A 23,096-nucleotide genomic window follows, 5' to 3' on the forward strand; every position below is an offset into this window, starting at 1 on the left:
GCACTCTTGCTTGGGTTTAGATGGCGATTGCCAGTGTGCGTGGCTGTTTTGACGAAAGCTTCAGCCCCGGTAATAGCGGGTGGGCAGAAAAGGCGAGGGCACGACTTTCATTGGTATTTTTTTTCCGCGCACAAGGGCAAACAAGGTTGTATCCAATGTGGCGCTGGACAGCGTCACGTACGCGATGGCAATGGGTTGGTTTAAACAAGGTGAAAGCAGGCCGCTGGTGACTTCGCCCACTTTTTCGCCAGCCTCATTGTGCAATTCGGTGTGTTCGCGTACAGGCACGCGCTCTTGCCCCAGCAAAGTGATACGTTTGCTTGGCAGGCTGTATGGGTGGTCAATCTCGGCGAGCACTTTGGCTGCACCAGGAAAACCGCCTGCGCGCTCCCCACCGGTACGGCGCACTTTCTGGATCGCCCAGTTCAATGCGCCTTGGGCCGGCGTGGTCGTGATGTCAATGTCATTGCCGTACAGGCACAAGCCCGCTTCTAAACGCAGTGAGTTGCGCGCACCCAAGCCAATGGGCATGACGCCATTTTGCGCCAGTAGCGTGCGGGCAAATGACTCCGCAGCACTACCGGGCAGGGATATTTCAAAGCCATCCTCTCCGGTGTAACCGCTGCGGGTAACGTAGAGCATATGGCCTTCCCAAGTAAACGAGCCGCCAGTCATGAAAACCAAATTTTCTACGCCGGGCACGATGGCTTGCAATGCATTGACCGCAGCAGGGCCTTGCAAGGCCAGTAAGGCTTGCTCAGGCATTGGAATCACTTCACAACGCGACCCAATGTGCTCTTGAATCCATGCAATGTCTGTGACTTTGCATGCACCGTTGACGATCAGGAACAGATCGTTGCCACGGTTGACGAACATCAAGTCATCAAGGATGCCACCTTCGTCATTGAGCAATAAACCATAGCGCTGCTTGTTGAGCCCCAATCCCAGTACATCAACGGGCAGTAAGGTTTCTAGTGCGGCAGCAGCATCAGGGCCCACTAAGCGCAGCTGTCCCATGTGCGAGACGTCGAACAGACCAGCTTGGGTTCGGGTATGCAGGTGCTCAGCCATCAGTCCTGCAGGGTACTGCACCGGCATGTCGTAGCCTGCAAACGGCACCATACGGGCACCCAATTCCTTGTGCAAGGCGTGAAGCGGGGTTTGTAATAAAACGTCAGAAGCGGTGTTCGAGGCAGTCATGGCAGTGGATCTCCAAAAAACGAACAACCCCAGCTATGTGCTGCGGTGGGAGACCCTGCTGTCCTCTTTACCTGAGAGATTCAACCTAGCAGGCCATTGCATGCCGGGTCTTGCTCCTTCGGTGGCTGGTGCCGCGCATCGGATGCGACGAACCAACTCTCTCCAGTGGGTGACGTCTGTGCAATCACAGACGGTTGCCAGTCCTTTTGCCTGAGCGTTTTGCGGTTGTGCGTAAAGCCAGCCTGCGCCTTCGGCGGCGAAACCATGCAAACGTTTAGCTTGGCTTCGCTCTCTCCTGACAAGTTGGGCATTGTAGTGAAGTTCCTTCTGGGCTGAAACTGGTTTTCCATGCGCATTTGCTTTTTTTTGATGCTTTCAAATATAAATTGGTTATTTTGAAATTTAAAAACAATCTTTTGCGGCATATAAAGAACGGCATACAGTTTCTCCGTGTTGACGCGGGTATACACATCAAAAGCGCGCAACACACACCTTGCAGGACTCAACAGACGGAGAAAAAAGAAATGACAGTCGATACCCTAGAGAGACCGCTGGACGCTATTTTGCAGCGTGCACAGCAACAGGCCGTTCAGCAGCAACTCGGTTACGCTGGCGGTGTGACGCCGCAGCAAGCGTGGGCTTTGTTTCATGCTGGGGAGGCGGTGCTGGTGGATGTGCGTTCAGGCGAAGAGTTGAAATTTGTTGGGCATGTTCCAGGTTCTGTGCATGTACCTTGGGCCAGTGGTACGGCACTGACACGCAACCCTCGATTTGTGCGTGAGCTGGAAGCCAAATTAGCAGCACATGGTGGCAAGCAAGCGGTGGTTTTGTTGCTGTGCCGCTCAGGCAAGCGGTCTGTACTGGCCGCCACAGCTGCAACTCAGGCAGGTTTTACCCATGTATTCAATGTGCTTGAAGGTTTTGAAGGGGAGATTGATGAGGCCGGGCAGCGTGGCCATGGTGATGGTTGGCGCTTTCATGGTCTGCCATGGGTTCAGGATTGATTCTTTACTCCCTTCACTCAGCCTAATACGACAACAAACATGGCGGGACTTGGCGATCATGTTCTGAATACGAACGCGATGCCATTGCGGTCTCTTGCTGCGCACAGCTAGCGCAGTCTTCGCCATGACAGACCTCTATAAAAAGTAATGGCAGATATTGATATTCAAGGCATTGTCGACGCACTGCACCGGGCCCGTGATGATTGGCGTGATGCGCAACAACGTGTTCGTGACCCCTCAGCACGCGAGCTCCCTTCACCCGAGGCGGTTGGTCAAATTGTGGAGCAGCTCAAGGGGGCCTTATTCCCTATGCGTTTGGGCCCTGAGAACCTGCACCATGAAAGCGAAGATTATTACGTTGGCTACACCTTGCATGCGGCCTTGCGTTCACTGGAGCAGCAAGCCAGGCTGGAGTTGGCATTCAATGCCCGCCATGCGCAAGAGACACAAGCCACCATCAAAGCGCGAGCGCACGCCGCTGTGGCTGCATTGGCGGCAGAGCTGCCTTTCATTCGCCGCTTGCTGGATCAGGATGTGGTTGCCGCTTTCAGGGGGGATCCTGCCGCGCTGGGGGTGGATGAGATCTTGCTGTCCTATCCAGGTATCCAGGCCATCATTCACCACCGCATCGCGCATGTGTTGTACGGGCATGGTTTGCGTTTGCTGGCGCGCTTGATTTCTGAGCAGGCCCATAGTCGCACGGGTATAGACATTCATCCTGGCGCGCAAATTGGAGCAGGTTTCTTTATAGACCATGGCACAGGTGTTGTGATTGGTGAAACTGCACGCATTGGCCATAACGTGCGTATTTACCAAGCCGTCACTTTGGGGGCCAAGCGTTTTGCTACTGATGAAGCAGGCAACCTGCGTAAGGGCGAGCCAAGACACCCGATCGTAGAAGACGACGTAGTGATTTATGCCGGCGCCACGATATTGGGGCGTGTGACGTTGGGCAAAGGTGCGGTAATTGGTGGCAACGTGTGGATTACAGAAAACGTCGCCCCGGGTGCCAGCGTGTCGCAAGCGAGTTTGCGTAAAGAACCCTTCAAGGAGAAACCGTAATGCAGCTATGGACGCCTCATGCAGACGTACAAAACAGTGCGCAGAAAGTCACGACTTTGAGGGCTGTGGGGCAGATTGTGGACCCCATAGCGCAAACCAGTGCCTTTGTCGAAAACCTAGGGATTGCCGTGCGGCAGTTGAGAGAAAAACAAGGTTGGTCGCAAGAGCAATTGGCTGACCGTTCGGGCCTGAACCGCTCGTATGTGGGTGAGGTCGAGCGGGGCAGGGTCGTGGCTTCTGTGGTGACGGCACACAAATTAGCGCAGGCCTTCGAGGTCAGTCTGGTGGAGTTATTCAGTCGTTGCGAAAACATCGAGCAACTGCGCCGTAAACCGCAACAGCATGTCGTTGCTGCGTGATGCGTTGTTAATGATGGTTGATGCGTGATGGCTATGGGCAGCAAGATGCAGTCTTTTGCGACGGTGATGCCAGAGTCAGCGACATATTGCTGGTGATAGACGGTTGAGCGGGGCAGCGACAAGGCAAACACTGCTCGTTTTAACCGATTCAGTTTCAATGTGAAAGAGTGGAGAGCACCATGAATACAAACGTACGCGGCACAACCGCATTGGGTGACAATGCCGCACGGCAATTGGCCAATGCCACCAAAACAGCGCCGAAACTATCGACTATTTCCCCCCGCTGGTTAACGCACTTGCTGCAATGGGTTCCTGTGGAGGCTGGTATTTACCGCGTCAATCAGGTGAAAAATCCTGAGGAAATCAAAGTCACCTGCACCGCCAAGCAGCATGAGAATCAACTGCCGCGCACGTTTGTTGATTACGACGAGCTGCCGCGTGAGTACTTCCTCAATGCCGTTTCGACCGTGCTGGATGTGCACACCCGCATCTCTGATCTGTACAGCAGCCCGCACGACCAGATCAAAGAGCAACTGCGCTTGACGATCGAGACGATCAAGGAAAACCAAGAAAGCGAACTCATCAATAATCCAGACTACGGCTTGCTGGCGCAAGTGACGGATGAACAGCGTATTTTTCCGCTCACTGGTGCGCCCACGCCCGATGATCTTGATGAGTTGTTGACTAAGGTTTGGAAAGAGCCTGCATTTTTCCTGGCCCACCCGCTGACCATTGCCGCCTTTGGCCGCGAAGCCACACGCCGTGGTACGCCACCGCCTACGGTGAGCTTGTTTGGCTCGCAATTCATCACATGGCGCGGTGTGCCGCTGATCCCTTCGGACAAGGTGCCTGTCGCAGACGGCAAGTCCAAAATTCTATTGCTGCGTGTCGGCGATCGTCGGCAGGGCGTGGTGGGGCTATTTCAGCCAGGTTTGCCTGGTGAGCAAAGTCCAGGCCTGTCTGTGCGTTTCATGGGAATCAACGACCATGCCATCGCGTCCTACCTGATTTCGCTGTATTGCTCATTGGCCGTGCTCACGCCTGATGCACTGGCCGTTTTGGATGATGTAGAAATCAACAAGTACCACGACTATTCAGCTCTGGATACCTATAAATAAACAAGGGGAAGCGTTTTGACTTCTACCTCCATTTCTAATCCTGCACCAGCCGTGCCTGTTGCTCCGCCTCAAGCGCCAGAGACGCCTATTGATCCGACCGCGTTGGCGCAGTTGGCCAATGCCTTCTTTCGCGCCTTGCCCGGTGAGGCAGCATCCCCTGCTGGCTTGCAGTCATCCAGTGGTGGCGTGGCCAGTCCGCTGGCTGCTCCTGGTGCTTTAAGCGCTATTGCGCCGAGTGGTGTGCCATTTGGCCAGCAACCACCTGTGAATGTGGCTCCCGGTGGTTCACCGTTGGCCAGCCCTTCTGGCACGTCACCCAATGTGCCTGGAGTGCCTTTTCCGCAAGGGCAAGTGCCAGGGGCGAACTTCACGCCGTCTTCTCATGCGCAGGTATTGTCTTTGGGAAATCGCGCCGGTGTTGTTGTGCCCCATGCGCAGGCGGCGAATGGGGTGCCTGATAAGGCATTCAGCACCTTGCCTGCTTACGAACCGAAGTTGGCTGGCTTGGCCACCGGCGTGCCGCAGGCCCATGCAGCTACTGGGGCTGCTGCCGCGCAGCATCCCGCTGGTGGGGCAGCCCCTTTTTACTTTGCCAGTGATGCTGCAAACAAGCCTAGGCTGGGCACAAGCACGGACAAGCGACCAGGCGATAGCCATGACTTGGATACTTTGAGCCGCCAGGCCTTGGCAGCATTGAATGGACAAGACCATGCTGTGCCGCTGGCTGAAAGCCGCCAGCCTGGAGCAGGGCATGCGCTGCCTGTAGCCGCTGGTGCTGGTGAGCGCACGTCGCAATACTATTTTGTAGATGCCGTGACTTTGCCAAGTGGGTATGTGACACCTGCTAAAGCGCATCCCCATGGGGGGCATGCAGTGCCACAGGCCGATCGAGGGCGCCACCCTGCATTTGATGTGCATGCAGTACGCCGCGACTTTCCGATTCTGCAGGAAAGGATCAATGGCAAGCAATTGGTGTGGCTTGACAACGCCGCGACAACCCATAAGCCAAGGCAAGTGATTGAGCGGATTGCCTATTTTTACGAGCATGAAAACTCCAACATCCACCGGGCTGCGCACGAGTTGGCAGCCCGTGCAACGGATGCGTACGAACATGCGCGAGAAGTCGCACGCCGGTTCATCAACGCCCCCGATGTGCATGAAATTATTTTCGTGCGCGGCACTACCGAAGCCATCAACCTGATTGCCAAAGCATGGGGCGGCCAGCACGTGCAAGAGGGCGATGAAATCATCGTGTCGAATTTGGAGCACCATGCCAATATCGTGCCGTGGCAGCAGTTGGCGCAGGCTAAAGGCGCCAAGCTTCGGGTGATTCCGGTGGACGATCAAGGCCAAGTGCTGCTTGATGAATACCGCAAACTCATTAACGACCGCACCAAAGTGGTTTCCGTAGCGCATGTCTCTAACGTTCTTGGCACGGTGGTACCAGTCAAAGAGATCGTGGATATTGCTAAATGCCATGGCATCACCACCGTGATTGATGGTGCGCAATCTATCGCCCACACGCCTGTGGATGTGCAAGACATTGGTGCTGATTTCTTTGTCTTCTCAGGCCATAAAATTTTTGGTCCAACAGGCATTGGCGTGCTGTGGGGCAAACGTGATGTGTTGGAAAATATGCCGCCGTGGCAGGGCGGGGGCAACATGATTGCCGACGTCACGTTTGAAAAAACGGTCTTTCAGCCATTGCCCAATACGTTTGAGGCTGGCACGGGCAATATTGCGGATGCAGTTGGCTTAGGTGCTGCGTTGGAGTATGTGGAGCGCTTGGGGATTCACAACATCAGCCATTATGAGCACGCCTTGGTGGACTATGGCATGGCCCAGCTCGCAGCTATTGCTGGGGTGCGCCTGATTGGCACTGTGCCAGGCAAAGCCAGTGTGCTGTCGTTTGTGCTTGACGGTTATTCAACCGATGAGGTGGGGCAAATTCTCAACGCCGAAGGTATTGCTGTGCGCACAGGCCACCACTGTGCACAACCCATTTTGCGCCGTTTTGGTGTAGAGACAGCGGTGCGTCCATCGCTGGCTTTCTACAATACGTTTGATGAAATCGACCAGTTGGTGCAGATCATCCAACGATTGGCAGGTCAGCGCAGACACTGATTGGGTGAAAAAACGCCCTGCATCTCAAGATAACTTTTTGAGATGCAGGGCGTTTTATTGTGCTTGCGGTGCAATCGCCTGTTTTTCTTGATGGTTTTTAGATTCGATTGAGCTTGAATCCAATACTACGGACGCGTTACTTTTAGAACGTGTTTATTGGTGCTCAGAGGATTCCCACGTGCGCCACTTCCTGCCGGGATGGTCTTTGCGCAGCTGTGGCTGCCCTTGCAGCCGTTCACGCAACGTTTGGGGCTGCGCAGGCCTGGGTTGAATACGACCACGCTTGCGTAATTCTGGCGAGAGGTACTGCACAAAGTCCTCGAAGGTGCCAGGCTTGATGGCGTAGGCAAAGTTAAAGCCATCTACACCCGATTCTTCGGCGTATTGTTCAAGGGCATCTGCAACGGTCGCTGGCCCACCAACAAAGGTCGGGTGCAGGCCTCCAACGCCGATGTAGCGGGCGATGTCACCGAGTGTCCAGCGTTTTTCTGCATCTATGCGGGTGAAATTTTCCAGTGCAGATCGAATTGCATTGGTTTCGATGTATTCGAGTGGATGATCCAGCGGGTATTGCGACCAGTCAATGCCTGTCCAAGCAGAAAACAGCACCAATGCCGCTTCGATATCTGCAAGTGCGAGGTATTCTTGGTATTTGGCTTGTGCTTGCGCATCGGTTGCTGCCGTGATGACCGTGGCGCCTGTGATAAAGCGAATGCTGTCAGCGCTGCGTCCTGCTGCAATGGCTGCCTCGCGTGTCTTCTCAATGCTGTTACGGATGTCTGCCGCTGTGGCGCCTCCCAGAAAAACAACTTCTGCATTGTTCGCGGCAAACGTGCGTCCTCGCGATGAGGCGCCAGCCTGAAACAACACAGGCGTGCGTTGCACGCTGGGCTGGCTTAAATTGGCATCGCGCACTTGAAAGTATTTGCCAGTGTGGTGGATGGGGTGCACTTTGCTGGCATCGACAAACACACCGCGTTCGCGGTCGTTGCGCACGGCGCCATCTTCCCAAGAACCTTCCCACAACTTGTAGCTGACCTCTAAGAATTCTTGCGCGATGTTGTAGCGTTCATCATGGTCAATGGCTTGCTTCAAGCCGAGGTTGCGCGCCGCTGAGTCAAGTGCCGAGGTCACGATGTTCCACGCGATACGGCCTTTGGTGAGATGGTCCAGCGTGGTGAATTTGCGCGCCAATAAAAAAGGTTGCTCGTATGTGGTTGAGACGGTGATGCCAAAACCCAAGTGATCGGTGGCTGCCGCCATGCCAGAGACCAACAGCATCGGGTCATCAATGGGCGTTTGCACACCGTTGCGCAAAGCCGCATCAGGGCGGCCTTCGTACACATCGACCGGGCCGACCGCATCGGCCAGAAAAAGCGTATCAAAACCGCCTTCTTCAAGTAATTGAGCAAGGGCAATCCAGTGATCGAGCTCGGTATAGCGGAAGGCTTGGTCTTGCGGGTGTCGCCATAAGCCAGCACTGATGTGGCCTACGACGTTCATGGCAAAGCCATTGAGGATCCAAGGCTTGCTGTTGGAATTGGACATGGTTGTGCAGTTGAAAGAGAGAGATGGGCGCCTTTGGGGCGTTTGGTGGGTTAATACACGCTCAAACTATTGCGCCTACGGGTTCTGTTGCGTGGGTTGTTGCATCAGGTGTTGATACTGCTTCAGCGCTGTTAACGACTCCAATCTTCCATTGGTCTGGTGCAGGAGTGCCGTTGACGGCAAAGTCGCCAGCAATGCGGTTTTTATAAATTTTTGGGTTATGGGTGGCCAGCGTGCGCACGTTGCGCCAGAAACGGTCCAGTGCCAAAGGGGTCAACGTGGAGGACGCTCCCAGTGCATCAAACAACCGCCCGGCAGCATCGATGATCAGTTCAAACACCAAGTCTTGGGATTGGGCAATTTCCAGGTCGGCGATGGCTCGTGCCTGTTGCAGTGCCGGAGCATCGCCAGCTTGTGCGGCCTGCCAAACGCGCTCAATCGATTTGGCCGTGTGCAACACAATGGCACCTGTGCTGTAGGCGCTGCTGCGCAGCTTGCCCACCACTTCCAGAATTTGGGCATCGTCGCGCACGCGTGCTGCATTGCCATTGCTGAAGCTGCGGGTGCGCTCGCGCACAGCCTGGGCTGTTTCGCGGCTGATGGCCCGGCCAATGCCTACGGCTGTGGCCAAATGCACCAGTTGATAAAAAGCTTGGTAGTAGGCTGGCCGTTCTTCATCCAGCCTAATGTGTTCGGGGTTCACTGCGACATTGCGGTAGTGTGTTGTGCCGCTGGACGTTAAGCGTTGGCCAAAACCATTCCAGTCATCTTGTGGTTCGACCCCAACGGCATCGCGTTGAACCAAAACGACATAGGCGGTGCCGTCTTCACCGTGCGCGCCTACGTCAATCCAGTCTGCATACAGAGCGCCAGTGGAGTAAAACTTGGTGCCATTCAGAATCCAGGCCCCTGCGCGTTGTACTAAGCGGGTGGCATATTGGCCTTGGGTGACTTCACCCGTTTCGCTGCGTCCTGGCCCCACCAAATCGCCTGCCACTACGCGCGCAAACCAATGGGCGCGCCAAGCGGTTCGTTTGGAGTTGAGCAGGCCTTCGACAAAGCCCAAGTGGGCACGAATGGCTTGCACTACGTTGGAGTCAGCTTCGCCCAGTTCAATCAACAGGTTAAAGAGCTCTGGCAGAGTTGCGCCACTGCCGCCAAACTCGATGGGTACACGCAGTGCGGTAAAACCAGCCTTGGCCAACGTCCTGACCTGGTCGTGCGGCAAGATGCGCTGTGTTTCGCGCTCAACTGCACTGGCGCGGATGTCGGAAAACAGTCCGCGAAAGCGGTTGGCCAATGATTCATACCGTTCAGATGGGCCTTCACCCCAGCCGAGTTCAATTTGAAGGTTGCTTGTCATAGTGTGTTGTTGTGTTGGATGTGTCTCTGTGGGGCATGGCCATGCTCATGCCGCGAATTTCAGGTGGTCTTGTGCAGGCGTTCGCTGTGCGGGATCGGACAGTGGTGTTGCGCCCAATTGCGGCAAGGCCGCCAGCAGCAGCTGCGTATAGGCATGTTGCGGGTGATTGAAAATGCCATCGGCCGTGCCTTCTTCCACAATCTGCCCATCCTTCATGACCAGCACGCGATCCGCCAGATGGTGGATGACGCCCAGATCGTGCGAGATGAAGATGATGCTCAGGTCGTACTGCGCTTTCAGGTCGGCCAGCAAATCCAGAATCTGTGCCTGAATGCTCACATCAAGGGCGGAGACGGCTTCATCCAGAATCAGAATTTCCGGGTTCACCGCCAATGCGCGCGCAATCGCCACGCGCTGGCGTTGACCGCCAGAGAGGTGCAGCGGGTAGGCATTCAGGTGGCGCTCGTCAAGCCCCACGGTGTGCAGCAGTTGCAGCACGTCTTCACGCCGTGCTTTGCCATTGCCGTGCAGATTCAATACATCGGTGAGGATGCGTTTGACCGTCCAGCGCGGGTCAAACGAGCTGTAGGGGTCTTGGTAGACCATCGCAATTTGCCCGCGCACCCGGCGTTTCTCTTGCTGATCGGCCTTGAGCCATTCGGCACCGCGGTAGAGCACGGCGCCTTCGTCATGGCTGGTCAGGCCCAGCAGCACACGCGCTACGGTGCTTTTGCCCGAGCCGGATGCCCCCACAATGCCCAGCACTTCACCTTTGCGCAGTTGCAAGGAGACTTGGCGCAGCGCGTGGATGGTCTGCCCATCCGGCGCGTTGTAGGCTTTGCTCAGGTTTTGTGCTTCAAGTACGGTGGTGCTCGCATCGCCTTGCGTGGCCGTGTTGGCGGGTTTCGAGGCGTTGAATACCGCGGGAGTCGTGCTCAAGCGCTGGCCGCGTGTAGAAGGGCCGGGGATGGCTTTGATCAGTGCCTGCGTGTATGGGTGTTGCGGGTTGCCCAGCACCTGCGAAGTGGGGCCAGACTCCAGAATTTCACCACCTTTCATGACCAGAATCCGATCAGCCAGCCGTGCCACAACAGACAGATCATGGCTGATGAGAATCAGGCTGGTGCCGTGTGCAATCAGGCCTTGCAGCACTTGTAGCACTTGTGCTTGCACCAGCACATCCAGCGCAGTGGTTGGTTCATCGGCAATGATGATGGGCGGGTGCAGTGCCAGTGCCGTGGCAATCAGTGCCCGCTGGCGCAGTCCGCCGGAGAGTTCGCCGGGGTATTGGTCTTTGCGCACTTCCGGTTGCGGCACGCCCACTTCTGTCAGCAGCTCGATGATTCGGCTTTCAATCTGCACTTTGTTGAGTGGCAGATGGGCTTTCAGTGCTTCGGTAATTTCGCGGCGCACAGGTTGCAACGGATCGAGCGATACCAGCGCATCCTGCAGTACATAGCCAACGCGTGAACCGCGCAGTTGCCGCCAGTCGCGCGCACTGGCTTGGCGCAGGTCTTGCTGGCGGTAGCGCAGTACATCAGCTTTGACAATCGCGTTTTCGCCAGCCAGCCCAAGCAAAGCGCGTGTGGCCACGGTTTTGCCGGAACCGGATTCGCCCACAATCGCTACGGTTTCGCCTTTGTAGAGCTGCAGGCTGAAGTTGCTGACGATATGGCGGTAGCCATCGGGCGTCTGGAAGCCCACGTTCAGGTTCTGTGCTTCCAGCAAAATTTCGCGGGTGGGTTCACTCATGTTCTGGCTCCTTCCGAACGGGCTTGGATGTAGCTGAAAAGGGTGGAAAAACTCAATGCAACCAGAACCACAGCGGTGCCAGGCACGATCATCAACCAAGGCGCTTCCAGTAGTTGCGCTTTGCCGGCGGCCAGCAGTGCGCCCCATTCAGAAGAGGGTGGTTTGACGCCCAAACCTAGAAATGACAGGCTGGATGACCAGACAATCGACTTGCCAATGCCGAGGCCAGTTACTGGAATCAACGGCCGAATGGCATTGGGGATGATGTGTTGCAACAGCACGCGGGCGCGTGAGTGGCCCAGCGCTGTGGCAGCCTCTACATACGCACTGGTGCGCACTAATAGCGTTTGGCCGCGCACCAGTCGGGCGTAGCCTGGGGCTGAGCCAATGCCCACGGCAATGGCCACATTCAACGGGCTTTGGCCCAGAATGGTGACGAACATCAGCGCCACCAGCAAAGTCGGGAAGCTGAGCAGAATTTCAATGAATCGATCTACCGCGCTGCGGGTGAGTGGCGGCGTGAGTGCGGCGAGAAACCCCAGCGGTACGGCCAGCACAATGGCAATCAGCATGGCTAACAGGCCAATCAAGAAAGACTCGCGTGCGCCATAAACAATGCGTGAATACAAGTCACGGCCAATCTCGTCCGTGCCAAACCAGTGCTGGGCCGAAAAAGGCGCCAAAGTATTGAGCAAATCCGTATCCAGCGGCGAGTAACGCACCAGCGTACCCGGTGCAATGGCCGCCCATGCGGTGAACAGCAGCACCGCAGCGCTGATCCACACTAGAAAAGGTGCGCGACGGACCTCGCGCAGAAGGCGTTGGCTTGCAGCGCGTGTGGCAGTCTGGAAGGCGGTTGGCGATGCCAGCGTCAATTCTGTCGAAGCCATATCAATTCGCTCCTTCGTAGTTCAGGCGCACGCGTGGGTCCACCACGGTGTAGAGCCAGTCGGTCACAAAAGTCAGCACCACATACACGAGGCTGACGATCAGGATGATTCCGGAGATCAGTTCGAACTCTTTCAACTCGACGGCACTGACCAGCAATGCGCCAATGCCGGGGCGTGAGAACACGTTTTCAACAATCACCGCACCAGACACCAGCGCACCAAGCGCCCAGCCAGACAAGGTGATACCGGGGATCAAAGCCGGGCGCAGCGCATGCACCACGCGCACGCGCAAATCAGCCGTGCCGCGTGCGCGCGACGACAGCACATGCGGCTGCTGCAAGGCACGTTCATATTCGGCACGAATGGCTTGCCCCAGAAAGCCTGCCAGCGGCAAAGCCAGCGTGATGGCCGGCAACCAAAGCCCAGCCAATGCAGAACCACCAACGACCGGGAACCAGTCCAGCCGTACGGCGAAAAACAATAAGAGCAGCAAGCCCAGCCAGTAATGCGGCATGCCTGCGAGCAAGGCTTCGATGGCCGCGCCGAAACGGGAAATCCGGTTGCTGCGCCCGGCCGTGGCAACGACCCAGAACAACGTGATGAGCCAGGCAAACACAATTGCCACCGCCGTTAACTGCGCCGTAGCACCTATTTGCTCCCCAATCATCTCGGTCACGGGGCGGCGCGATTGCAAGGCAATGCCCAAGTCGCCGCGTACCACGCCACCAAGATAGTCGGCGTATTGCACCAGCAGCGGGCGGTCAAAACCAAACTCGGCATTGATCGGGGCCAGTTCTTCGGGCGTGCGTTCCACGCTTTGGCCTTCATACACATTGAGGTAAATCGTGGCGCGGTCGCCCGGCAGCACCACTTGTGCGAAGAACAGCAAAGTGACGGTAATCCAGAGCGTGACCAAGGCCTGTGCCAAGCGCGTCAAGATGGTTTTGGTGCGCAGGCTTCGGGCGCTTGCCTTGGCTGCGGGTGTCGCTGGAACGCTGGCAGGTGATGCAATGGTTTGAGCGGTCATGGTCTTGTCCTGTAAGGGCATCAGCATGGCGCTGCATGCAGCCGATTCGGCAATAAAGCTTTCATCGGCTGCGTGCAAGGCTTAGTCTTTTTTGACTTCGTAGAACACCGGTGTGTCGGTGTTGTGGGCCAATCCTTTCAGGTATTTGTGGCCCACCAGGTTGTAGGCCGAGCCGTAAAAGCCCAGGGCCAGAGCCTCGTCACTGATGTGCTGCTGCAGCGATTGAAACTTCTTGGTGCGTGCAGCCGGGTCAGTTTCTTCATGCGCGGCGATGATGGCCTCTTGGAACTTCCAGTCCTTGGAGCGCACACGGTTGTGCGGATTGGGGCTGCCGCCATCGGTGGCATATTGGTTGAGTTGCTGGCGACCGTAAATAGTCGACGTGTTGGTGTTCTCTCCAGCGGGCCGGTAGTTGATGGAAAGCACCGTGGGTGCGTACAGCGTCCAGTAGCCCTGCACGATGTCGTATTCGTCGGCCTTGGTGTAGCGCCCTGCAGCCAGTTCGGTTTGCGTCAGCAGGAAGGTGTTGAGCTTGATGCCCACCTTCTTGACTTCGGCCTGCAGCGCTTGTGCTGCAATCAAGCCTTCGCCATTGACCACGGTCGGGAACAGTGGCAGCACAATCTCCAACACCTTGCCATCGCTGTTGACGCGGTAGCCTTCTGCATTGAGTTTGTCGTAGCCGGCTTCTTCCAGCAGCTTCACGGCTTTGACCGGATCATGCGGGTAGGCGCTGTCGAGGTTCAGGTATTCCTGCGTGGTTTTGGAGTAAGCCCCGTTGCCTTCATACGGCACGGCACCACGGAACACGCTTTCCACAATCTGTTGGCGGTTGCTGGCGTAGGCAAAGGCCTGGCGAATGCGCTTGTCGGTGAACGGGCCTGCCTCCACGTTGAGTGACAGCGCCTGGTTGCGCCCCGGAGCTAGGCGTTGCGAAGTCAGGTACTTGCTTTGTGCTTCTTTCCACTTCACGGATGGTGGTTCGTAAATCAGATCGGCTTCACCTTTCTCCAGCGCAAGCCAGCGTGCATTGCTGTCCGGTACGAATTTCCAACGCACGGTTTTTAAGTAGGCTGGGCCGCCATGCGAGCCTTGCGGGCCCCATTGGTAAGCGTCGTTGCGCTCGAACACGATTTCTTCACCGTGTTTCCATTCTTTAAGTGTGAACGGGCCGCTGCCGATCGGCTTTTCACCAATGTCTTTCAGGTCACGATCCAGCGAAGGGCTGGAGTTGATGCCGAACAACGCGCTGGAGAGAATATCGGCCAGATACGGCTGCGGCACGGTGGTGTGGAATTCCACGGTGTGCGCGTCCACCGCCTTGGCTTCTTTGAAGAAGGAATCGGGCACCGAGGTGGACAGCTTGATCCAGAAATCAAAGTTCTTCGCTACGGTAGCCGCATCGAGTTTGGTGCCATCAGTAAATACCACGTCATCGCGCAGCTTGAAAGTCCAGACGGTGCCGTCTTGCTTCCACTCTGTGGCCAGCCATGGGTGCAGTTGGTTGTTCTCATCCAGATAGACCAAGCTATCTAACACGTTGCGCTTGGGGTAGGTGGCCTGCGTCCACCACTGGAAGAGCGACTTGGACTCGATCGAGTGCAGGTAAATCAGCGTATCGTTTTGCTTTTGAGCCGGTGTTTGTGCGATTAAGGGCGTATGGCCTAGCAGCGCCGTCAAGGCGAGCGTTGTGAATACGGTGCGACGGGAAAACTTCATGGTGTGGATGCTCCGAGAGAATTGCGGCTTAGTTCTTTTTGATTTCGTAGAACTGCGGGCCAAAAATGCTGTGAATCAAGCCGTTGACGTAGGGCTGACCGGCTAGGTTGTAGGCCGATGCATAAAACCCCAGCGCCAGGGCTTCATCACTGATGTGCTGCTGAATGGCCTGCAACTGTTGTTTGCGCTGTGCCGGGTCGGTTTGTTCGTGCGCAGCGATGATGGATTCCTGCAGTTTCCAATCGTTGGAGCGCACGCGGTTGTGCGGATTCGGGTTCCCATCCACCGCAGCAAACTGGTTCAGTTGCTGGCGGCCATAAATGGTCGAAGGTTGGGTATTGACCCCCGCAGGCCGGTAGTTGATGGACAGCACGGTAGGCGCATACCATGTCCAGTAGCCTTGCACGATGTCGTATTCATCGGCCTTGGTGTAGCGCCCGGCGGCCAACTCTGTCTGTGTCAGTACAAAAGCGTTGAGCTTAATGCCCACCTTTTTGACTTCCGCCTGCAGCGCTTGCGCGGCAATCACGCCTTCAGCATTGACGACGGTGGGGTAGAGCGGGAACACCACCTCCAGCACTTTGCCATCGCTGTTGACGCGGTAGCCTTCGGCATTGAGTTTGGTGTAGCCGGCTTCTTCCAGCAGTTCAATAGCTTTGGCTGGGTTATAGCCATATTCGCTATTCAGATCCAAGTAGTCTTGCGTGGTTTGCGAGTAGGCACCGTTGCCTTCAAACGGAATGGCGCCACGGAACACGCTTTGCACAATCTGCTGTCGGTTGCTGGCATAGGCGAAAGCCTGGCGAATGCGCTTGTCGGCAAATGGGCCCGCTTCGACGTTGAGCGACAGTGTTTGGTTGCGCCCGGGTGCCAGACGTTGCGATGTCAGGTACTTGCCTTGCGCTTCTTGCCACTTGACGGAAGGTGGCTCCTGGATGAGGTCGGCCTCGCCTTTTTCCAATGCCAGCCAGCGGGCATTGGCATCCGGTACAAACTTCCAGCGTACGGTCTTCAAATACGCTGGGCCTCCGTGGGTGCCTTCTGGGCCCCATTGGTAGGCATCGTTGCGCTCCAGAATGATTTCTTCGCCGCGTTTCCATTCCTTCAATGTGAAGGGGCCGCTGCCAATCGGGTTCTCGCCAATTTCTTTCAAGTCGCGGTCAAGCGATGGGCTGGAGTTGATGCCGAATGCTGTGCTGGAGAGTAAATCGGGCAGCCAAGGTTGTGCCACTGTGGTGTGAAACGCAATGGTGTGCGCATCGATCACTTTGGCTTCTTTGAAGAAAGAGTCAGGCACCGAGGTCGATATCTTCAACCAGAAGTTGAAGTTTTTGGCCACCGTGTCCGCATCAAGCTTGGAGCCATCGGTAAAGACCACATCATCGCGCAGCGTGAACGTCCAAACGGAGCCTTCTTGTTTCCATGACTTGGCCAGCCATGGGCGGAGTTTTTGCTCGCCGTCCAAATAGACCAAGCTATCCAGAATTTGTCTGCGCGGATACTCTGCTTGTGTCCACCATTGGTAGAGTGACTTGGGCTCAATCGAATGCAGGTAGACCAGTGTGTCAGATTGGTTTTGCAGGGCGGAATTGGCCAGTGCAGCAGGCGCCTGCACGATCGCAAGTGCCGTGGCCGCGAACAAAATGGTTTTGCGCAAAAGCATCATGTAACTCCATTGATGGGGTGAATGTTTTGCGATTCTTGGGCCTCTGATATGACTTGCCTGTATAAGCAAAGGGCTTGCGCATCTTTGAAGAAATGAAGGCGCTTCGGTTTTGTGCGAAAACGCTTAACTTATTGTTTTTATTGAAGGGGTTTGCCCTTTGTTGTGCCTGTGTGGCATGAGCTTGTGCCAAGGATGTCTTAGGACATTGCGTCATAAGCTTGTGGGGGGTGGGTTGTGCGCCCCGTGCAAGGTTACCCCGTGCCCAAGGCCTTAGTAGTCAGCTGTCGTGACCTTTGAGTGCGCCACAGCTGTCTTGGTCAGCGACAATGCCAACTCCACTATTGAAAATAAATTAGGAGTTCCTATGGCGATTCGCTCTTTTTCTTCTTGGCGTTTGTGCGCTGTTGCAGTAGCTGTGAGTCTGAGTTCGTTGGCTGCACACGCTGGCGAGCGGCTGGATGCCATCATGCAGGCCAAAGTACTGCGCGTGGGTACCCCGGGCGATTACCGCCCCTTCGCCATGAAAGTTGATGGCCAGTACGTAGGGCACGATATTGATGTGGTTGAAGCCATGGCCAAGGAGCTGGGCGTGAAAGTGGTGTACGTGGATACATCGTGGCCCAAGCTGATGGAGGACTTGCAAAGCAACCAATTTGATGTGGCTGTTGGCGGTATTACCCGCAATGTGGCGCGTATCAGCAAGGTGCAAATGCTGCCGGGGTATGCGCCTTTTGGCAAAGTGGCGTTGGTGCGTGCGGCAGACAAAGACCAGTTCACCAAGCCTGAGGACCTCAATCGCGCTTCAGTGCGCGTCATCAAAAATCCTGGTGGTACCAATGAGGCTTACGTGTTGCAGCACATGACTAATGCACAAATCAGCACGCATGAGAAAAACGCAGAAATCCCCGGCTTGATTGCAGAAGGAAAAGGGGATGTGATGATCACTGAAACCTACGAGGCGTTGCACTACAGCAAGGCAGATCCACGCTTGCATGCCGCTTACTTGGACAAAACCTTGACGCCGGTGAACCAGTTGGGTTTTATGCTGCCAGTGGATGACGCGGATTACGTGCGTGTGATGGAGTTCACCTGGGATGTATTGAGTTTGCGCGGCGAACTCAAAAAAGAAGCCCTGCAATGGTTGCAGTAACAAGGGCGGGTGGCTGACCGTTTAGACCTGACCGTTTAGACGGCCACGAAGCCATGAATGCGGCAGCCGTGCCAATGCGCCGACAAAGCGGCGCATGTTGCCACAATCCGTTGGTGGCGCGTTTGTGTTGCGCGCCTTGGTTGCAGCCTACGGTCACTGCGCGTCCACCAGTTCGACGTCGAATTTCAAGGTGGCATTGGGAGGAATTACGCCGCCAGCACCCCGCGCGCCATAGCCCAATTCCGCAGGAATCAGCAAAGTGCGCTTGCCACCGATTTTGATTCCTGCAATGCCTTCGTCCCAACCTTTGATCACTTGGCCAACGCCTAACGAAAAGGCAATAGGTTGGCCACGGTCATGGCTGGAGTCAAACTTCGCGCCTTGTTGACCGTCTGCAAATAACCAGCCGGTGTAGTGCACATGCACGTGCTGGCCAGGCTTGGCTTCAGCGCCAGTGCCCACTTCGGTGTCTTCGTATTGCAGGCCGGATGCGGTGGTGATGAAAGGCATAACAATTCCTTGAATGGGTTGATAAAGGCGAAAGTGTAATAGGGTGGTGTGGTCAGTGCGGTCTTCGTGCCGTGAAGAGCGTGTTGAGGATCTTCACGCAGTCGAGCAAGACTCAAAAAAATAGGAAACGCTGCCATGCGCTTTTGAGGGCCTTGCCTTTCGGGGGGAGTCCAAAAGGCGCGCTGCTTTTTTAAAAATACTGCGCCGTGCAGATAGCCCGACTGCGGTTTTTGCCGCGCATCGCTGCTGGCCGCTGTTCATGCTTTGCGCCGTTTGCCAAGCTTGGGCCATGCCGAAACGATGGCGCTGAAGTGGTGACCTCCGTAAAACCTACCTTCTATTGCTTGGTACTGCCATGCATTGCCTCAGTTGTTTGACACAAATTTGGCATCAATCAATGCACTGCAAGGCACCTATTCAGATACACCCCATAATCTTTAAAATCCTGCGATCATAGGATAATTTAAATATTTTGCTTGGATTTTTAAAAAATACCTGCGATCATAGGAATATTGATTCCAAGCCTCTTTGGATATTAATAAATCCTACGATCAAAGGAATTATGAAATACCACTTAAGCTCAGCCAAAGACATTGGCCAACTCGTCAAAGCGGTTCGCAAGCAGTCCAACATCCGTCAAGACGACTTGGCTGGTTTGGTGGGTGTCAGTCGTCAATTTGCGACTGATCTGGAAAAAGGCAAACCGACCCTGCAACTCGAAAAGGTGCTGTTGGTCTTGGCCGAGTTGGGTATTCGACTGGAAGTCGAGGTGCCAGAGCCAGTGCTGGAGAAATTAGCCGACATCCAAGCAGCGCAGGCAACAAAGGCAGAGAACGCCATAAAGCAGACAGATACCACTGAAACGGCAAAGGCCCAACCATGAGCCGAAGTTTGAATGTCTACACGAATGATGTACTCATCGGTCAGTTGCACGAGCGCTCGGACATTTGGTGTTTTGAGTACGCTGCGTCATGGATCGAATCGGGCACGTTCGACTTATCGCCGTTCATCACCTGACAGCAACAGCGCGTGGAAGACGGCAGCACCCATCGGCATGTGCAGTGGTTCTTCGATAACTTACTGCCCGAAGAGCAACTGCGCAGCTTGATGGCCAAGGAAGCGCGCATTCCAGAGGCCGATGCCTTTGCGCTGCTGGCTTATCTGGGCTCGGAATCGGCCGGGGCACTCAGTTTGCTGCCACCCGATGCACCATTGCCACACGCCCATTCCAAGCGGCTTCTGACGGATGACGCACTCAGTGCCCGCATCCGCAACCTGCCGCGCATCTCCTTGACTGCCGAATCGCCCAAGCGCATGTCCCTCGCAGGGGCGCAGCACAAACTGCTGGTGATTCAGGAAGGAGAGCAGTTGTTTGAGCCCGAAGGCGCCACCGCTTCCACCGCGATTCTCAAGCCCGAACATGACAACCAGCAGCACTACGCCTGCTCCGTCATCAACGGATACGTGACGATGCGCATCGCCCAAACGGTTGGCTTGCAGGTGCCCAACGTGTATGTGCGTTATGTGCCAGAGCCGGTTTACCTGATCGAACGGTTTGACCGCAACGGCTCCCAATCGCGCCTGCACACCATCGATGCCAGTCAGTTGCTGGGGCAAAGCCGCTCGTACAAATACACCGAAGCCTCGCTCAGCACCTTGGTCAAAATCGCATCCGCCTGCGCTGCACCGGCTATTGCACGTCAGCGGCTTTTCTTGTGGTTGGTGTTCAACACCTTGATGGGCAATAACGACGCCCATTTGAAAAACCTGTCGTTCATGGTGTCTCCACAAGGCTTTCACCTGAGCCCGCATTACGACTTGCTTTGCACTGCCGCTTACGAAACCAAAGCCTTGAGCGAGTACGCCGCCCACTGGCCCCAATCCTTATTGACCATTGCACTGCCAGGCGCCAGCACGTTTGCCGACGTGCGCATGGCGAACTTACTGGCCGCAGGCGAGGTGCTGGGCATCAAGCCCGTCACCGCCAAACGCATGGTGCAACAACTGGCCAATGCTTTGCCAGTGGCTTTTACGAAAGAAAAACAAGCTTGGGTCGAGCGCCACCAAACATTGAATTTGCCTTCCACCCAAGCGGCAGAACACCGCGTGCTCAACGTCATGGAACACATGGTGTTGCAAGAAATGCTGCAGCAAATCACGTAAGGTGGGTAACTCGTTACCCACGCCAGCGGAAGTGAAAAAAGAGTGCGTTGCGCAAAGCCCGTGATACGAGGTTGACTTGGTGTCCGATGCCCCTTAGATGTTTCGCACTACGCCATCCGCATGGGTAACAAGTTATCCATCCTACCCGCGCTATCTGCTATCCATAGTGCAGCCGACATTGCAGGATGACCAAGGCATCATCCGTTGCACGGTAGACCAAGCGGTGGGTTTGGTCGATGCGCCGTGACCAGTAACCCGAAAGATTGCCTACCAGAGGCTCTGGCTTGCCCGTGCCGGTGAAGGGGTCTCGGCTGGCTTCGGTGATCAACAGGTTGATGCGTTTGAGCGTTTTCTTATCTTGACCTTGCCAATACAGATAGTCGTCCCAAGCGTCGGGCAGGAATTGAATCGAACGGCTCATTCGTCAAGCAGTGCGCGCTGAACTGCTTGGCCTTGTTGGTCTTGTTCGACAGCGCGCATCAGGCGCGCAGCGTTGGCAGAGGTGGAGAGCAAATGCAGCGTCTCGACCATGCTGTTATAGGTCGACTCCGACATCACCACCGCATTCTCCCCATCGCGGCGGAGGATCAGCGTGGTATCGCTATCCGCCACCACACGGTCGATCACTCTTTTCAACTGGCTACGCGCTTGACTGAAACTGATGACTTGCATAACACCTCCTGACATGTGCCGTAAGTTGTACAAGTTTGGATGATGCAAAGCAATACGCACCATCCAGTGATGGAGAGATCACACAGGGCGGGTGTAAGGTGGGTAGACAGTGGCCCACCTCATGCTAGCTGCAATATTACCGCTTAGCTACAGGTATTTATGCAATAAAGCCGTTATGTTTGTATTTGATTTTTGAAAATCATTTATTTGTATTTAAATAATTTCTAAAGCTTGAATTAATAACCCATTTTATTTTATTTTCGCAATTGTCATTAGAGTCGTAGAGTGTTGGATTATCTTCATATGTCATGTTTAAATTTTTATTCATTGGAGTGGCAAATATAAAATCAATCTCAAAAAGAAATGCAGCTAATTGAGCGTTGCTTGTAAATGGATATCCATTTACATCTGGAATTGATTTGAATTTGCTTGTGAAATTTTGCTCTATGTGTTTTTCAATTGAAAATTTATTGTAATCATTTTTTTTTTGATCGGAAGCTATTTATAAGTTTTTCTATTTCACTAAATTGATGAATGTGCTCTTTTGTTATGTCGGATATCTTATCACGACCAAAAACATCCATTGCATGAATTATATTTTCAAATCTTATGATTCTGCCTTCTGATTTTTCACCAGCTATTTTGCAAAGTTGACCTATCCATCTTGGTCTATGACCAGCAAGAGTCCTTAATACAAGCAAGCATTTGTCGGTGCCTCCATTCCAGCGCATCGGGTCTTCAAAAACGATTTTTGAAATTTCATGAGGATTTCTATCTATAATTTTTTTTCCAGAAATTAGAACTTTTTTCCTCTCAATGTAACTGGAAATTCTTTTTGAAACCAGTTGATCAAGTTCATTTTGAGTGTATTTAATATTAATCAAGAATTCTCTCAGTTTGTCTTGATCTTCCATACTTCTAAGATTGCTCCATACATCTGAGCGAATGCTGGTTCTAATAATAAGACCTGAAACAGAATTTGCCAGATTGAATGTTGCTGTAAAAAATGCGGAAACCCTATCTTGAAATTCAGCTGTATTTTTGAATTTCGCATCTATATCATCAACAATTAACCAAATGGTATATGAATTTTTTTCTTGCTTTCTTTTTAGAAGTGGATAGTAATTATTTATTTCTAATTTTTTGGCTTCAGGATTTATTCCAGTTAAATTTGAAATTAAATCTCCAAGTCTATTTGCTATTGATGAAAATAAGTTTTTGTCCTTGAAATTTTCAATTTCCGCATTCTCGACTAAATAAATATCATCATCATTTATGGCAAGTTTTATAGTGCTACCAATATGCATGCATATTTTTTTGCATATTACTTTTTTCCAGTGATTTTCAAGATATATGTGCGACTTGTCTTTAATCTCAGTGAGACCAAGAAGCTCATTGCCTTTTATCGATATAACAATATTTTTTTCATTTTCTTTGGCGGTATGTTCAGTTATTTTTAGAAGTGCCGACTTTCCCATTCCTTTTCGACCACTGGCTATGAGAAAGTTGTTATTTTCGTTGATGAATTTGCTGAAACTTCTTTGCTTTAAAAAGTAGCTTTTTAAGTTCTCAATTTTTTCAGTTTCGCCTGCATCTCTACCAAACATTTCATCAAAGTCAAAGATCATAGATATCCAATTGGTTTTTGAGTTTTTGATATTAAAATTTAATTTTATATCAAAAATAATTGCTAAACAAAAGATGCCTAATAAATTTTCTTTTTAAAAATTTATTAGGTATGAGATTTTACTTAAATATTCCGTTGATAT

The 23,096-nt window shown here is 53.8% G+C and carries 20 protein-coding genes, 1 pseudogene and 2 riboswitches; of the genes and pseudogenes, 9 read left to right on the plus strand and 12 right to left on the minus strand.

Going from position 1 to position 23,096, the window contains the following annotated elements; translation table 11 throughout:
- Positions 1-60: 60 nt before the first annotated feature.
- Entirely contained in the window at positions 61-1,200 is a 1,140-nt protein-coding gene (gene gcvT, locus E9531_RS11740) for a glycine cleavage system aminomethyltransferase GcvT (RefSeq protein WP_136573955.1), read from the minus strand.
- A gap of 48 nt (positions 1,201-1,248) precedes the next feature.
- Positions 1,249-1,376: riboswitch (glycine riboswitch) on the minus strand.
- A 12-nt stretch (positions 1,377-1,388) separates the two neighbouring features.
- Positions 1,389-1,508, minus strand: a riboswitch (glycine riboswitch).
- Positions 1,509-1,724: 216 nt separating this feature from the next.
- On the opposite strand from gcvT, the gene E9531_RS11745 reads away from it, so the two are divergent.
- The 5 genes from E9531_RS11745 to E9531_RS11765 all read left to right on the plus strand — a co-directional run bounded on the left by E9531_RS11745 (position 1,725) and on the right by E9531_RS11765 (position 6,867).
- A complete protein-coding gene (locus E9531_RS11745) occupies positions 1,725-2,204 on the plus strand; it encodes a rhodanese-like domain-containing protein (RefSeq protein ID WP_136573956.1) in 480 nt (159 codons plus the stop codon).
- A gap of 147 nt (positions 2,205-2,351) precedes the next feature.
- The gene (epsC, locus tag E9531_RS11750) at positions 2,352-3,266 is read left to right on the plus strand and encodes a serine O-acetyltransferase EpsC (protein WP_136573957.1); all 915 of its coding nucleotides are present in this window, start codon (positions 2,352-2,354) and stop codon (positions 3,264-3,266) included.
- Positions 3,266-3,625 carry a helix-turn-helix domain-containing protein gene (locus tag E9531_RS11755; RefSeq protein ID WP_136573958.1) on the plus strand — a complete coding sequence of 120 codons (360 nt, stop codon included), beginning with the start codon at positions 3,266-3,268 and terminating at the stop codon, positions 3,623-3,625. The genes epsC and E9531_RS11755 overlap by 1 nt, the downstream gene beginning before the upstream one ends.
- A gap of 179 nt (positions 3,626-3,804) precedes the next feature.
- Positions 3,805-4,743, plus strand: a complete 939-nt coding sequence (locus E9531_RS11760; RefSeq protein ID WP_136573959.1) for a family 2A encapsulin nanocompartment shell protein — start codon at positions 3,805-3,807, stop codon at positions 4,741-4,743.
- 15 nt (positions 4,744-4,758) lie between these two features.
- Positions 4,759-6,867, plus strand: coding sequence for a family 2A encapsulin nanocompartment cargo protein cysteine desulfurase (locus tag E9531_RS11765; RefSeq protein ID WP_244610092.1), 2,109 nt, complete (start codon positions 4,759-4,761; stop codon positions 6,865-6,867).
- A 153-nt stretch (positions 6,868-7,020) separates the two neighbouring features.
- On the opposite strand, the gene E9531_RS11770 is transcribed toward E9531_RS11765, so the two are convergent.
- The 7 genes from E9531_RS11770 to E9531_RS11800 all read right to left on the minus strand — a co-directional run bounded on the left by E9531_RS11770 (position 7,021) and on the right by E9531_RS11800 (position 16,829).
- Positions 7,021-8,415 carry an LLM class flavin-dependent oxidoreductase gene (locus E9531_RS11770; protein ID WP_136573960.1) on the minus strand — a complete coding sequence of 465 codons (1,395 nt, stop codon included), beginning with the start codon at positions 8,413-8,415 and terminating at the stop codon, positions 7,021-7,023.
- A gap of 61 nt (positions 8,416-8,476) precedes the next feature.
- Positions 8,477-9,778: an acyl-CoA dehydrogenase family protein gene (locus E9531_RS11775; RefSeq protein ID WP_136573961.1), complete on the minus strand. Its 1,302-nt coding sequence runs from the start codon at positions 9,776-9,778 to the stop codon at positions 8,477-8,479.
- Positions 9,779-9,823: 45 nt separating this feature from the next.
- On the minus strand, positions 9,824-11,530 hold the full coding sequence (locus tag E9531_RS11780) for a dipeptide ABC transporter ATP-binding protein (protein ID WP_136573962.1): 1,707 nt from the start codon (positions 11,528-11,530) through the stop codon (positions 9,824-9,826).
- Positions 11,527-12,420: an ABC transporter permease gene (locus E9531_RS11785; RefSeq protein ID WP_136573963.1), complete on the minus strand. Its 894-nt coding sequence runs from the start codon at positions 12,418-12,420 to the stop codon at positions 11,527-11,529. Before E9531_RS11785 ends, E9531_RS11780 begins: the two co-directional genes overlap by 4 nt.
- Position 12,421: 1 nt before the next feature.
- Positions 12,422-13,447 (minus strand): ABC transporter permease, encoded by a 1,026-nt coding sequence (locus E9531_RS11790; RefSeq protein WP_136573964.1) that lies wholly within the window; start codon positions 13,445-13,447, stop codon positions 12,422-12,424.
- A gap of 81 nt (positions 13,448-13,528) precedes the next feature.
- Positions 13,529-15,166 (minus strand): ABC transporter substrate-binding protein, encoded by a 1,638-nt coding sequence (locus E9531_RS11795; RefSeq protein WP_136573965.1) that lies wholly within the window; start codon positions 15,164-15,166, stop codon positions 13,529-13,531.
- A gap of 28 nt (positions 15,167-15,194) precedes the next feature.
- Positions 15,195-16,829: an ABC transporter substrate-binding protein gene (locus tag E9531_RS11800; RefSeq protein ID WP_211343429.1), complete on the minus strand. Its 1,635-nt coding sequence runs from the start codon at positions 16,827-16,829 to the stop codon at positions 15,195-15,197.
- 367 nt (positions 16,830-17,196) lie between these two features.
- Between E9531_RS11800 and E9531_RS11805 the strand changes: the two genes are divergently transcribed.
- Entirely contained in the window at positions 17,197-17,982 is a 786-nt protein-coding gene (locus E9531_RS11805; protein WP_136573967.1) for a transporter substrate-binding domain-containing protein, read from the plus strand.
- 153 nt (positions 17,983-18,135) lie between these two features.
- Here E9531_RS11805 and E9531_RS11810 read toward each other — a convergent pair whose 3' ends face one another.
- On the minus strand, positions 18,136-18,492 hold the full coding sequence (locus E9531_RS11810) for an FKBP-type peptidyl-prolyl cis-trans isomerase (protein ID WP_136573968.1): 357 nt from the start codon (positions 18,490-18,492) through the stop codon (positions 18,136-18,138).
- Positions 18,493-19,054: 562 nt separating this feature from the next.
- Here E9531_RS11810 and E9531_RS11815 point away from each other — a divergent pair.
- The 3 genes and pseudogenes from E9531_RS11815 (at position 19,055) to E9531_RS11820 (ending at position 20,655) form a co-directional block, all read left to right on the plus strand.
- Positions 19,055-19,375: a helix-turn-helix domain-containing protein gene (locus E9531_RS11815; RefSeq protein ID WP_136573969.1), complete on the plus strand. Its 321-nt coding sequence runs from the start codon at positions 19,055-19,057 to the stop codon at positions 19,373-19,375.
- Positions 19,372-19,674: pseudogene (locus E9531_RS17945) on the plus strand (HipA N-terminal domain-containing protein); the annotation flags it as partial. The gene E9531_RS11815 and the pseudogene E9531_RS17945, both read left to right, overlap by 4 nt.
- 132 nt (positions 19,675-19,806) lie before the next feature.
- Positions 19,807-20,655: a HipA domain-containing protein gene (locus E9531_RS11820; protein ID WP_342210861.1), complete on the plus strand. Its 849-nt coding sequence runs from the start codon at positions 19,807-19,809 to the stop codon at positions 20,653-20,655.
- A 157-nt stretch (positions 20,656-20,812) separates the two neighbouring features.
- Here the strand turns inward: E9531_RS11820 and E9531_RS11825 are convergent, their stop codons facing one another.
- From E9531_RS11825 to E9531_RS11835, 3 genes are all read right to left on the minus strand, one after another.
- Complete coding sequence (locus tag E9531_RS11825; protein ID WP_136573971.1) at positions 20,813-21,076, minus strand: Txe/YoeB family addiction module toxin; 264 nt, start codon at positions 21,074-21,076, stop codon at positions 20,813-20,815.
- Positions 21,073-21,327 (minus strand): type II toxin-antitoxin system Phd/YefM family antitoxin, encoded by a 255-nt coding sequence (locus tag E9531_RS11830; RefSeq protein ID WP_136573972.1) that lies wholly within the window; start codon positions 21,325-21,327, stop codon positions 21,073-21,075. The genes E9531_RS11825 and E9531_RS11830 overlap by 4 nt, the downstream gene beginning before the upstream one ends.
- A gap of 476 nt (positions 21,328-21,803) precedes the next feature.
- Complete coding sequence (locus E9531_RS11835) at positions 21,804-22,955, minus strand: P-loop ATPase, Sll1717 family (protein WP_136573973.1); 1,152 nt, start codon at positions 22,953-22,955, stop codon at positions 21,804-21,806.
- Positions 22,956-23,096: the final 141 nt, after the last annotated feature.

This window comes from Lampropedia puyangensis (assembly GCF_004833285.1).
Lineage (GTDB): Bacteria > Pseudomonadota > Gammaproteobacteria > Burkholderiales > Burkholderiaceae_C > Lampropedia > Lampropedia puyangensis.